Raw genomic sequence first — 12554 nt, 5'->3', positions numbered from 1 at the left:
TCGGGAGGGACCGAGTGGCGAAACTGCGAACCGAAAACTACCGACCGGTACGGTGGGTGTCTTTACGGTCCACTGACAAAATCGGAAGCAGTTACACTCACCGGCTCAACACGAATCCATGGTCATTTTCAAAATCCGGAAACACGCAGAAAATGACATCTTTTCAAGGCGCTCGGGCGACCGGCGCTCGCCGGATGACAACAATTGCTCAGCGGTGGATCGAGCGCCGGTTCACCGGCTCAGAATTTGTCATCCAGCGATCGTTCGCGGTCGACGTCCGGACGCTCAGAGGTGCTTGTACGTCGTGTAGTCCGAGGCGAAGTCGTTGTAGCGCCGGAAGTTGGTGAAGCTCATCGTGATCGTGGCGTCCAGGCCCTCGACGTAGTGCCACCAGCCGATCGGGATGAACAGCAGCTCGCCGGGCGCGAGCGTGCACTCCAGCACCTGCGCCTTCCGCATCGAGGGGAACCGCTCGTAGTCGACCGCGCTCGCGTCCACCTCCGAATAGCAGTGGACGGTGTTGTAGATGAACGCGGTGTCGTGCAGCGGCACCATTTTGATCTTCTTGCGGCCCATGACCTGCGCCATGAAGTTGTTGGTGAGGTCGTGGTGGAACGGCGTCTTCGTCCCGGCAGGGCCGAGCCAGAAGAAGCTCCTGCCCCGCGCGTCACCGTCGAGATACTCGCCGAGCGGGTCGATGTCGTCCCACAGGACGTCCAGGGCCTCCTGGTTGCGGGACGTGTTGTTGGCCGTCATGTAGAAGTCGTTCGTCGTCCCGGCGGTCTCCACCATGTCGACGTACTCGCGGAACGGCATGAGCTTCTTGTGCTGCGGCCCGTTGATCTCGTAGTTCTCGTCGGACTCGCGCCCGAACTGCACCTCGACCTCCTGGTCGCCGCAGGTGTCGCGGAGGTAGCCGAGGTCCCATTTCGTGCAGGCCGGCCACGACTTGAGCATCCCGGTGATGATGACCGGGCGGTTCTGGAAGTAGTACTCCTCGAAGAACTCGTCCCGCGAGAGCCGTTCCCGGCGTTCGATCTCGCCGCCGCCGGCGCGCATCCGGGCGAGCCGGCCGTAGACGGTGAGGGTCCACTCGCGCTTGCGGAGCCGGTTCGCGATCCGGGAAGCGCCCTGCACGTAAGGGCTGGCGAGCGCCCCGGACACCTCGCGGGCCGCCTCCTCCTCGGTGAACCCGTTCTTGGCCAGTACCGGGCGGATCGCCTCCGGCGGATTGCCGAGCAGCAGGTTCTCGGCGATCCAGCGGCGCCAGTCGTCCTTCGGGCGTGTGGTCACGGCATTGCTCCTCTCTTCGGCGGGCGGCTCGGCTCGGCGGAGCGCTCAGCCCGGATTGCGGGACGGCTGCGGAAGTACGGGCGGGCAGCTGATGTCGGCGAACGGGATGCAGGTCGACCCGAGCGTCACGCGCAGCAGGTTCCCGGGGCCGGCGACCGAGCCGTTGAGCAGCGGGTCGAGGTCCTCGCCGGTGCCGCATCCGCGGAACGCCGGGATGGTGAAGGCCCCTTCGACCACCCCGCCCTGCAGGATGTTGGGCATTCGCCCTTTGAGCGTGAGGTCGGCGTCGGTGGCGGTCCGGCAGTTCGCGCCCACGTCCAGCGGGGTGCCGTTGACCTTCACGTCGCGGATCCGGATCGACATCCGCATGTGCGCGCTGACCGACTGGATCCCGGTCTGCAGGTCGCTGACCGCCTCGAACGTCCCGTAGTCCCGGGGGTCGTCGGGGTCACCGGGTTTCAGCGGCCGCTGCGTCATCTCCATCGTCGCGGTCGTGGGCATGAGGCCGAACGTCAGGAAGGTGGACGTCGACCGCAGCGGCGCGACGAACCGCTGCCGTACCGAGGCGCCCGGCTTCGTGATCATGTAAATCATGTTGGTGAGCGCCGGTTCGGCGAGCTCCGGGTCGTTCAGCATCGTCGCGCCCTTGAGCTTCGCGACGTTCGCGAACCCGGACAGGTAGACGCAGCCCGGCATCCAGTCGTCGGTGGGCCCGGCGTACGTTCCGCACTCCGTGGGCGTCCCGCCGGGGGCCTCGGCGGCGGGCGGCGGCCCGGCCTTGGGCGCGGTGGCCGTCCTCGGCGCCGGGGCCTCCCCCGCCAGCACCGGGACGGTGGCGAGCGTGGCGTCCTGTTCCCCGGACGGCGAGCAGGTGGCCGCCAGCGGCTTCGCGTCCTCGGGGGTGCCGCCCTTCTCGTCGCGCGGGTCGAGCGTCAGCGCCAGATCCCCGGCCGCGAACGTCAGGTCACCGGTTCCGGCGGGCGTCACCGGCGGGACGTCGCCGGACGCGGCCAGTTCCAGGTCGGCGTCCTCCGGCAGCGGCGTGGACGGCGTGGTCAGCCCGTCCCACGCCACCGGCGCCGACGTGCCGTTCTGGGTCGCGGTCGCCGCCAGCCGCGCGGTGCCCGCGACGGAGACGCCGCCGAGCGCCGTCACCTCGGGGAGCGCCGCCTTCGGGATCGTCATCGTCGCCGTGATCCGCCCGGGGCGGACCGGTTCGCCGGCCGTCCCCGACTCGGGGAACGTCCCCCGCACCCGGACACCGACCTCGTGGGACGCCCCGGACGGGAACCGGCACGTGTAGCTCAGCGCGGCGTCGGCCTCCTGCGCCGTCGCGGTACCGCCGGGCAGCGACCCGGACACGACCGTGCCGAGCCCGATCGCCGTCACCGCCCCCAGCGCCCAGCGGGCCCGGATTCTCATCGTCGGTCACCTCTCCTGAAGCTGAGCTGATGCGGACTCACCGGTCACGGGTCACGGGTCACGGGGACGGGTCATCGGGGTTCACAGGTCACGTCCAGCCGGGAAGCCAACGGCGATCCCCTCGTAGAGCAGGACGATGGCGAGGATCGCGAACGGCAGCATCGGCAGCGTGCCGGGGCGTCCGTCTCGGGCTCGGGCCTGTCCACCGCTACCGAGGAGGAGGCGGCCAACGCACTCCACCCCCTCGGTCGTCGCGGTCCAGAGTCATGGAACGTAATGAACGTCCGGCTCCGAATAAATCGAGTCCGCGACGAAGAAGAGGGCGCGATTCACTCAGTTGACTAAGGCATTGCCACGGCCGGCCACCGACCCGAATCAATCATTATCATCAAATGATAACTTTCATTAGGCCGCACATTTAATTTTGTCGGGAACCGGCAGCCGCCACCCTGCCGCGTGACCACCTCCGGCCCGGCGCCATGGTTGTGAGATGGGCTGGATAAGAAGATTATTCATGTTCCGAGTACTCGAATAGGCGGCGTCGTCCGGGTACGGCCGCGGTTCCTATAAGCGGGTGAGCACTGGCCTCAAGGATTTGTTCTTCAGCTCTAGAGAAGTGGCGCACTGGTCCTGCGTACCGTCGGCGTGCCCCGCATCACACCGGGCCATACGGAGGTGTGTCAGTGTCGATGACCAGAGCAGCCCTCGAATCCGGTGATCCCTTCGATCGCGACGGCCGGCTCCCGCCGCGGCTCGCCCGGCTGATGCGGCCGGAGCTGCCGACCCTCGCCGAAGAGATCGTCGCCGAGATCCGCCGCGCCATTCCCGAGTACGCCCGGCCGCTCGACGGGCCCTACGGCCATGTGCTGCGGCTGAGCGTGGAGCACAACCTGGCCGCGTTCGTCGACCGCGTCGCCGCGCTCCCCGGCATGTCCGCGGTCAGCGAGGACTCCGCCGGGACGGCCCGGATGCTCGGCCAGTACGAGGCGCACGAGGGCCGCAGCATGGACTGCCTGCAGGCCGCCTACCGGATCGGCGGCCAGGTCGCGTGGCGGCGTGTCATGAAGGTCGCGCCGCGCTACGACATCTCCTCGTCCGTCATGTCGCGGCTGGCCGAGGCCCTGTTCGTCTACCTGGACGATCTCGCGGCGCACTCCCTCGACGGCTACCGGCGGGCCAGGGAGCGTCCGATCCCGGCGCTGGACGAGCGGCGCCGGCGGTTGCTCCACCTCCTCCTGGACGGCCCGGAGCCCGGGGACGCCGTGGTCGCCGAACTGGCCGGGGCGTCCGGGTGGCCCGTCCCGGACGAGGTCACGCTGGTCGCCGTCGAGCCGGAGGCCCGCTGCGTGTGGACCGCCCTGGACGAGGACGTCCTCGCCGACCTGGAATGCGCCGAACCGCTCCTTCTGCTGCCCGGCCCGTTCACGGACGGCCGCCGCACGATGCTGGACGAGGCGATCCCCGGCCGCCGCGTCGCGGTCGGCCTCCCCATGCCGCCCGGCCAGGCGGCGGACTCGCTGCGCTGGGCCCGCCGGGCGCTCGGCCTGGCGCTCGACGGCGCCCTGGGCGACGGCCCGGTGACGTTGTGCGAGGACCACCTCGTCCCGCTGTGGCTGCTGTCGGACCCGGCGCTGGTCGAGCAGCTGACCCGGCGGCGCCTCGGCGTCCTGGACGGTATGACGCCAGGCCAGCAGGACCGGCTGACCGAGACGCTCCGGACCTGGCTCGTGACCCGCGGCACCGCCGCCGAGATCGCCGAGCTGCTGCACATCCACCCGCAGACCGTCCGGTACCGGATGCGCAAGATCGAGCAGACCTTCGGCGACGATCTGGACGACCCGGAGCTGCGGTTCGGGATCGAGGTGGCCCTCCGCGCCGCGCACCTCCGCCGCCCCCCGCAGCCTCCCCCGGCCGCACCGGCCCTCACCTCGGCCCGCCAACGCTAGACGCGGCCTATGCCCAAGGTGTTCTGTGCGGGCAGGAGGCCGCTCTCCAGGACCTTGACCAGGATCAGACCAGCCGTGACGGCGCCGGGGGCAGGGCGCGCGGCGCGGCCGGGTGCCGCGGCGCCGCGGCGTCCCGGACGGCCCGGGGGCGGCGCTCGTGGCGGGGGAACGCCATCAGCGCGAGGACGGCCAGCCCGACCCCCGCGCCCCTCAGCAGGAACAGCCCCGAATCGCGCGGCCACGGCTCCCCGTACAGCAGCGTCGCCGACAGCAGCAGATGCGTCTTCGCGGTCACCGTGACGACCGTGACGATGATGGTGAGGCGGCAGCGCTGCAGCCCGATCGACAGCAGCCCGAGCCCGAGGACGCCGGCGAGCAGGAACAGGTACGGGTGCGGCGAGGTCGGCACGTCCGCCCGGTGGTCCCCGGCGAGCATCGTCGCCATGCCCATGCCGAAGACCTCGGTGGCGCCGAGCAGGACACCGGCGCCGAGCCCGTAGGCGATGCCGGTCAGGGGCCTCGCGTGCCGGCCGCTGGTCTGGCGGTCGCGCACGCAGAGCATCCAGAGCGGCAGGGCCAGCGAGGGCACGCAGACGAGGGCGGCCTTCCACAGCGGGAGCGCGGCGGCCGCCTCGGCGCCGCCCGTCCGGTGCAGCGCTTCGGGGAGCGACTCCCCGGGGCCCGGCATGACCGACAGCGCGGCGGCGACCATCGCGGCCACGGTGATGAGCGCGGCGAGCCACTCGCGCGAGGTGGGCCGCTCGCCGAACCCGCTCATCCCCACGACCAGCAGGAGGACGAGGCTGAGCCCGAAGGCGGGGAGGGTGGCGATGACCGGGAGCGTGACGAGCGCGGTGGCCGAGAGCGCGAAGCCCGCCAGCATCACCACGACGCCGGTCCACCAGAGGGGGCCGCGCACCAGCCGTCCGGCGGCGTGCAGCGGATGCCGGCCGCCGATCGGGCGCATCCGCCCGGTGGCGGTCTTGAACAGGACGTACGCGGCGATGTAGACGGCCTGCGCGGCGCAGGCGAGGACGACCGCTTGCATGGGCGCACCTCCGGGGGTGGGGCTCCGGCCGGAGCCCGGGGTGTCACCGGCCGGCGGCACCCCATCTCCGCCGCCCGGCGAAAACGCTGATGATTCGGATCGTGACACGGGGAAGGCGTCCGGCGATCCAGGTCGAGAGACGGAGAAAGTGCCCGTTTTGTACGTCTAGGTGAGCAATAACCCGGAAGTGTGCCCGGAGGCGTGCGTCCAGGCCCGTCGCGACCGCCCGGTTATTGCTGGAGTGAGTAAGAACGTGGACGTTGTTTCATATTTTCGCAATGCGCGGATGCTGCGGTAACTCGTACCGTAGGCTCCGCGTCTAGCGCTGACGACGCCCCCGGAAGGCCGAGATCAATACGTCCATGACATTGCCCGATCACTCACCGGAGGTGAATGATTGCGGTGCGCTTCCGACTCGACTGTGTGGTGAATGAGTGACCGTGGGGATGGAACGGCTCGGTGAACCGTTCGAGTTCACCGGCGACGGCGACGGCGGCCGCCGGGCCCGCCGCACCGTCCGCGAGCGCGCCGCGAAGGTCGTCGCGGACGAGACGCTCCTGGACGACGTAGAACTGATGGCCGCCGAGGCCGTCGCCAACGCCGTCCTGCACGGCACCGGGCTCGTCAGCGTGACGGTCTTCACCGACGGCCGGCGGATCCGCGTCGACATCGCCGACGACGGGCCCGCCCGGCAGCCCCGCCACGACGAACGGCGCCTCGACCACGGGCGCGGCCTCACCGTCGTCGACGCGCTCGCCGACGAGTGGGGCCTCGACCAGTCCCCGCGCCGCACCCGCCTCTGGTTCGTCGTGGACTCCGCCCGCCCGCCGGCCGGCGCCTAGCGCGACTCGTCGCCCACGCGGGACTGCAGTTCGCGGCGGGCGACCTTGCCGGTGGCGTTGCGCGGCAGCGCGTCGACGAAGTGCACCTCGCGTGGGACGGCGAAGCGCGCGAGATGGTCGCGGACATGGGCGCGGACGGCGTCGGCGTCGAGCGACTCGCCGTCGCGCAGGGCGATGAACGCGGCGGCCCGCTGCCCGAACTTCTCGTCCGGTACCCCGATCACCGAGACCTCCCGTATCTGCGGAAGAGCGGTCAGGACCTCCTCGATCGCGCTCGGGAACACGTTCTCGCCACCCGAGACGATCATGTCGTCGTCGCGGCCCTCCACGAAGAGCCGGCCCTCCTCGTCGAGGTGCCCGACGTCACCGAGGCTCATCAGGCCGTCCCGCATCTCCTTGGTGCCGCCGCCGGTGTAGCCGTCGAACGGCAGCTCGTTCGCGGCGAAGATCCGTCCGGTGGTGCCGGTCGGGACGCGTTCGCCGGCGTCGTCCAGGATCGCGACCTTCGTCCCCGGCGGCGGCGTGCCCGCCGTGTCGGGACGGGCGCGCAGGTCGGCGGGCGTGGCGATGGTGACCCACGACGCCTCCGTCGACCCGTACATGTTGTAGAGGACGTCGCCGAACTCGTCCATGAACGCCGTGGCGAGCGTCGCGGGCAGCGCCGAGCCGCTGACGGCCGCGATCCGCATCGAGGACGTGTCGTGCTTGCTCCGCACGGACTCCGGGACGTCCAGCATGCGCTGGAGCATCACGGGCACGGCGACCAGCGCGGTCGCCTTGGTCGACTCGATCGTCCGGAGCGTCTGCTCGGGGTCGAAGCGGGACCGCAGCACGATCGTGCCGCGCAGCGGGATCGCCGCCTGGAGCATCGCGTATCCCCAGGTGTGGAACAGCGGCGCCTCGATGAACATCCGCTCGTGCACCCGGTACGGGATGCGGGACAGGACCGACACCATCGGCGACAGGCCCGGCCGTGAATGCCGGTTGGCGCCCTTGGGCCGGCCGGTCGTGCCGGAGCTGAGGACGATCGTCCGGCCCGCCTTCGACGGCGGCTCGACCGTCACCGCGGGCGAGGTGACGATGAGGTTCTCCAGCTCCGAGCCCGTCCCGCCCGCCTTGATGACGCGGACGGTCTTCGGCACGGCCGCGAGGAAGTCGGCGAACTCGGTGTCGGCGATGACGATCTCGACGTCCTGCTCGCGCACGACGGTCACGAGCTGCTCCGTGCTCATGCCCGTGTTCAGCAGAAGGGTGTCGGAGCCGCGTTTGCTGGCCGCGACGAGAGTCTCGATCATGCCCCGGTGGTTGCGGCAGAGCACGGCGACGCGGGGTGCGGTCCCGGGCCGCCCGAGGGCGGCGGCCAGCCGGTCGGTGCGGGCATCGACCTCGCCGTAGGTCAGCTCCCCCTCCTCGTCGACGATCGCGACGACGTCGGGGTCGCGGGCCGCCGCGGACACGACCGTCCCGCCGAGGAGCGTCCCCCAGCGGCGCAGCGCGCCGAGCTGGCGGGCGACCTTCAGCGGCGGTCCGGGACGCGACATCCCGCTCCGGACGAACATGCCGCCCGCCCGCGCGACCAACGCCGTGCGGCGCCCGATACCCGACGATCGTCCGCTCATCTGCCGCCTCCGGCCGTAGGTGCGAGGGGATGGATCTCAACCGTACGGATAACCGCATTCCCCCCTCTTCTACGCTGACTCACCTATTCGGTCACGCGGTTGTCACGCGCCTGACAACAATCCGCCTCCGCCCGGAGAACGGATCGGATCGGGTGCCTCGGCGTGGGAGGGGGTTTCGCTGCCGGTCCAGGCGAGGTGTGGATCACCACAGGCCGGAAAGGCGGTCCGCCGCATTCCGGACGCGGTCGGCACGCTCCTAGCGTCGTCGCCGTGACGGATAAGTTGATCGATCTTCCGCGCCGGGCTCTGGCCGGTGCGCTCCTGGCGCTGGCCGTCGGTGCGGTCATCACGGTGGCGATGACGGCCGGCGGGCCGCCGCCTCCCCGGCCCGCGTCCACCCCGGCGGAGCAGTTCAGCGCCGACCGCGCGATGCAGCACCTGGTCCGGTTCGCCACCGAGCCGAGGCCGCTGGGCAGCCCGGCCGCCGCCCGTACCCGCGACTACGCAGTCGAGCGGCTGCGCGCCGAGGGTTTCGACGTGCGCGTGCAGCGCGCGGTGGGCGCCAGATCGGCGCCCGGCCTCGCGACGTTCGGGAGGGTGGACAACGTGGTGGCGACCCTGCCGGGCACCGCCTCCACCGGCACGGTGCTGCTGGCCGCGCACTACGACTCCGCGGCGATGGGGCCGGGCGCGTCCGATGACGGCGCGGCCGTCGCGGCGGCCTTGGAGACCGCGCGGGCTTTGCGGGCCTCCGGCCCTCTGCGCAACGACGTGGTCGTGCTGCTGACCGACGGCGAGGAGGACGGCGTCCTCGGCGCCGAGGCGTACGTGCGGCGGCATCCGACGCCCCGGCACAGCGTGCTGCTGAACTTCGAGGCGCGCGGCACCGGCGGTCCTTCGCTGATGTTCGAGACCTCCCGCGACAACGCGGGCCTGGTGCGGGCGTTCGCGGACGCGGCGCCACGTCCCCACGGCGACTCCTCGATGGTCGAGATCTACCGGGCACTGCCGAACAACACCGACTTCACCCCGCTGTCCAAGGCGGGGTACCGGGGAATGAACTTCGCCTACATCCAGCACGGCTCGCACTACCACACGGCCACCGACTCGATCGCCAACCTCGATCGCGGGAGCCTCCAGCACCACGGCGCCACCATGCTCGGCCTCGCCCGGACATTCGGGAAGGCCGACATCCCGAAGCTGGACACCGGCAACGACGTGACCTACTTCAGGCTGCCCGGCCTCATGGTCGTGTACCCGGGCGCGCTGGCCGGCGTCCTGGCCGGCGCGTCGGTCCTGGCGCTCGCCGGGCTGGTCGCCGCCGCCCGCTCGCGGCGGCTGCTCAGCCTCCCGCGCACGGCGCTCGCCGCGTTCTCCGCGATCGTGCCGCTGATCGTGGCGATCGTGCTGGCGGAGGTGGTGTGGCTGGTCCTGGCGGGTGTGCGTCCCGCCTACGACCAGATGGGCGGGCTCGTGCACCGTCCCGTCCCGTACCGCTGCGCCGTCGCCGCAATCACCGGGTTCGCGCTGCTGCTGTGGTACCTGCCACTGCGGCGCCGCCTCGGCCCGGCCGCGCTCGCGGTCGGCGCGCTCGCCTGGCCGACCGGCCTCGGCGTTCTGCTCGCCGTCGTCGCGCCCGGTGCGGCGTTCCTGTGCACGCTGCCCGCGCTCGGAGCCGCACTCGGCGGGCTCGGCGCCGTCCTCCTCCCGCGCGGCCGGGGCATCGCGCTGGGTGCGGGCGTCGCCGTCCCGGCGCTGCTGCTCCCCGTCTGGGCCCAAGCGGTCTTCGACGGGATGGGTCTGGCCCTGGCCGGGGTGCCCGCGCTGGCGATCGCCCTGCTCGGCCTTACGCTGCTCCCGATCGTCGAGCTCGTCCTCCCTGCTCCGAGGCTCCGCACCACCCTGGTCGTCCCGGCGGCGGCGCTCGCCACGTCCGCGGCGCTCATCGTCGCCGGCCTCGCCTTCGACACCTTCGACCGAACCCACCCGCGCCGTACCCACCTGGCTTACGTGCGTGATGCCGATACCCAGGCCGCGCACTGGGTCAGCGGCGACAGCGCCCCGCCGTCCTGGACGCGGAAGCTCGTGCCCGTCCGCGACACCGGGGAACTCCCGCCGGGCTACGCCCGTGGCCCACTCTGGACCGGCCCGGCGCCACTGGTGACCGCCGCCGCCCCGGACGTGACCGTCCTCGGACACGCGGGCGACACCTACAAGCTCCACGTCGCCGCGGGAAAGGGGGCACGTTCGGTGACGCTGCGGTTCGAGCGCCCGATCACCGAGGCGACGGCGGCCGTCCCGCGCGCGGGGAGCGCGAAGGCCACCGTGCGCGGAACCCGCCGGCGGACCTGGCCCGGCGAGGTCCGCTTCCGCGGCCTGCCCCGCACCGGGGCGGTCATCACCGTGCGGGTGCCCGGCGGCGGCCGCGTCACCGCGATCGCCGAGACCCCTGGCCTCCCCGGCCTGCACGGGACGCCCCGGCCGGACGGCATCATCCCCTCCACCCGCGAGGACGGCGACCTCACCGCCATCACCCGCACGTACCGGCTGGACACCTCCCCGAGACGCGGAACATGACCTGCAACGCCGGACCGCGGGGTACGGCGCGGCCCCGCGTGACGGCGGTCACGGGCGGGGGATGTTGCGGAGGTTGCTGCGGGCCAGGTCGAGCATCTTGCCGACGCCGCCGGTCAGGACGGTCTTGCCGGCGGACAGCGCGAAGCCCTTCACCTGCTGCGCGGTGATGCGCGGCGGGAGGGACAGGGCGTTCGGGTCGGTGACGACGTCCAGGAGGTAGGGGCCGGGGGCGGCGAGGGCGCGTTCCATCACGGTGCGCACGTCGGACGGACGTTCCACGCGGGCCGAGTCGATACCCATGGCCTCGGCGATCGCGGCGTAGTCGACGGCCTCGTGGTCGGTCTCGTAGGCGGGGAAGCCGTCCACCATCATTTCGAGGCGCACCATGCCGAGGGACGCGTTGTTGAACACGACGATCTTCACCGGGAGCCGGTGGAGCCTGACCGTGAGGAGTTCGCCGAGCAGCATCGCGAGGCCGCCGTCGCCGGAGACGGAGACGACCTGCCGTCCGGGTGCGCCGTACTGGGCGCCGATCGCGTGCGGGAGCGCGTTCGCCATGGAGCCGTGGGAGAACGAGCCCATCACGCGGCGGCGTCCGTTGGGGGTGATGTAGCGGGCGACCCAGACGTTGCACATGCCGGTGTCCACGGTGAAGATCGCGTCGTCGGCGGCGAGGTCGTCCAGGACGCTCGCGACGTACTCGGGGTGGATCGGGGTGTGCTTCTCGATGTCGCGCGTGTAGGCGGAGACGACGTTCTCCAGCGCGCGTGTGTGGCGGTTCAGCATCTCGTCCAGGTACGACTGGTCGCGCTTCTGCTCGACCTTGTCGAGGACGAGCCGGAGCGTCTCCCCCACGTCACCGTGGACGGCGAGGTCGAGCGGTGTGCGGCGGCCCAGCTTCGATGGGTCGTCGTCCACCTGGATGGTGTTCTTGCCCGGCAGGAACTGGTCGTACGGGAAGTCGGTGCCCAGGAGGAGGACGAGGTCGGCCTCCTGTGTCGCCTCGTAGCATGCGCCGTAGCCGAGGAGACCGCTCATGCCCACGTCGAACGGGTTGTCGTACTGGATCCACTCCTTGCCGCGCAGCGCGTGACCGATCGGCGAGAGCAGTCTGTGCGCGAGCTGCATCACTTCAGCGTGGGCGCCCTGGACTCCGGCGCCGCAGAACAGCATCACCTTGCGCGCCCTGTTCAGCGCCCCCGCGAGCTGCGCCACCTGGTCGGCCGGCGGGTGGACGATCCCCTTGCGGACGAGGAAGTCGTGCTCGCCGGTGGGGACCGCCGCGTCCTTGCTCGCCGTGTCGCCGGGGAGCGTCAGCACCGCGACGCCGCCGAGCCCCACCGCGTGCTGGATCGCGGTCCGCAGGACGCGCGGCATCTGCTCCGGGGTGCTGATCGCCTCGCAGTAGTGGCTGCATTCGGTGAAGAGGCGCTCCGGATGCGTCTCCTGGAAGTAGCCGCTGCCGATCTGCACGCTGGGGATCTGCGACGCCAGCGCCAGCACCGGCGCCCCCGACCGGTGCGCGTCGTACAGGCCCTGGACGAGGTGCGTGTTGCCGGGGCCGCAGCTTCCCGCGCACACCGCGAGCCTCCCCGTGGCCTGCGCCTCCGCCGCGGCGGCGAACGCCCCGGCCTCCTCGTTGCGGACGTGCACCCAGTCGATGCCGCCCGTCCGGCGAACGGCGTCCACGACCGGGTTGAGGCTGTCGCCCACGACCCCGTAGATGCGCCGCACGCCGGCCTGCCGCAGCACCTCGATGAACTGGTCGGCGACGGTCGCCATCGTCCCTCCCGAGCACGTTCCGCTT

General features: G+C 71.5%; 8 protein-coding genes. 3 read left to right on the top strand and 5 right to left on the bottom strand.

Translation table 11 applies throughout. The features are described 5' to 3' along the window. Positions 1 to 285: 285 nt before the first annotated feature. Positions 286 to 1293, bottom strand: a complete 1008-nt coding sequence (locus ACGFIS_RS14535) for a cupin-like domain-containing protein (protein WP_392971031.1) — start codon at positions 1291 to 1293, stop codon at positions 286 to 288. Positions 1294 to 1338: 45 nt separating this feature from the next. After that, complete coding sequence (locus ACGFIS_RS14530; RefSeq protein WP_392971028.1) at positions 1339 to 2715, bottom strand: DUF6801 domain-containing protein; 1377 nt, start codon at positions 2713 to 2715, stop codon at positions 1339 to 1341. 689 nt (positions 2716 to 3404) lie between these two features. On the opposite strand from ACGFIS_RS14530, the gene ACGFIS_RS14525 reads away from it, so the two are divergent. Continuing rightward, the gene (locus ACGFIS_RS14525) at positions 3405 to 4661 is read left to right on the top strand and encodes a helix-turn-helix domain-containing protein (protein WP_392911293.1); all 1257 of its coding nucleotides are present in this window, start codon (positions 3405 to 3407) and stop codon (positions 4659 to 4661) included. A 64-nt stretch (positions 4662 to 4725) separates the two neighbouring features. Here the strand turns inward: ACGFIS_RS14525 and ACGFIS_RS14520 are convergent, their stop codons facing one another. After that, on the bottom strand, positions 4726 to 5709 hold the full coding sequence (locus tag ACGFIS_RS14520) for a hypothetical protein (protein WP_392911290.1): 984 nt from the start codon (positions 5707 to 5709) through the stop codon (positions 4726 to 4728). A 434-nt stretch (positions 5710 to 6143) separates the two neighbouring features. Between ACGFIS_RS14520 and ACGFIS_RS14515 the strand changes: the two genes are divergently transcribed. After that, on the top strand, positions 6144 to 6551 hold the full coding sequence (locus ACGFIS_RS14515; protein ID WP_392911288.1) for an ATP-binding protein: 408 nt from the start codon (positions 6144 to 6146) through the stop codon (positions 6549 to 6551). Here ACGFIS_RS14515 and ACGFIS_RS14510 read toward each other — a convergent pair. After that, positions 6548 to 8170: an AMP-binding protein gene (locus tag ACGFIS_RS14510; RefSeq protein WP_392911286.1), complete on the bottom strand. Its 1623-nt coding sequence runs from the start codon at positions 8168 to 8170 to the stop codon at positions 6548 to 6550. The genes ACGFIS_RS14515 and ACGFIS_RS14510 overlap by 4 nt on opposite strands. A gap of 270 nt (positions 8171 to 8440) precedes the next feature. Between ACGFIS_RS14510 and ACGFIS_RS14505 the strand changes: the two genes are divergently transcribed. Next, positions 8441 to 10747, top strand: coding sequence for a M20/M25/M40 family metallo-hydrolase (locus tag ACGFIS_RS14505; protein WP_392971025.1), 2307 nt, complete (start codon positions 8441 to 8443; stop codon positions 10745 to 10747). A 48-nt stretch (positions 10748 to 10795) separates the two neighbouring features. Here ACGFIS_RS14505 and ACGFIS_RS14500 read toward each other — a convergent pair whose 3' ends face one another. Next, a complete protein-coding gene (locus tag ACGFIS_RS14500; protein ID WP_392911282.1) occupies positions 10796 to 12529 on the bottom strand; it encodes a pyruvate dehydrogenase in 1734 nt (577 codons plus the stop codon). Between the last annotated feature and the right edge of the window lie 25 nt (positions 12530 to 12554).

Origin of the sequence: Spirillospora sp. NPDC048824, assembly GCF_043198455.1 — a bacterium.
Taxonomy (GTDB): domain Bacteria; phylum Actinomycetota; class Actinomycetes; order Streptosporangiales; family Streptosporangiaceae; genus Spirillospora.
Note: the sequence above shows the minus strand (reverse complement) of the source record. Positions and strands in the feature narration are given on the sequence as shown.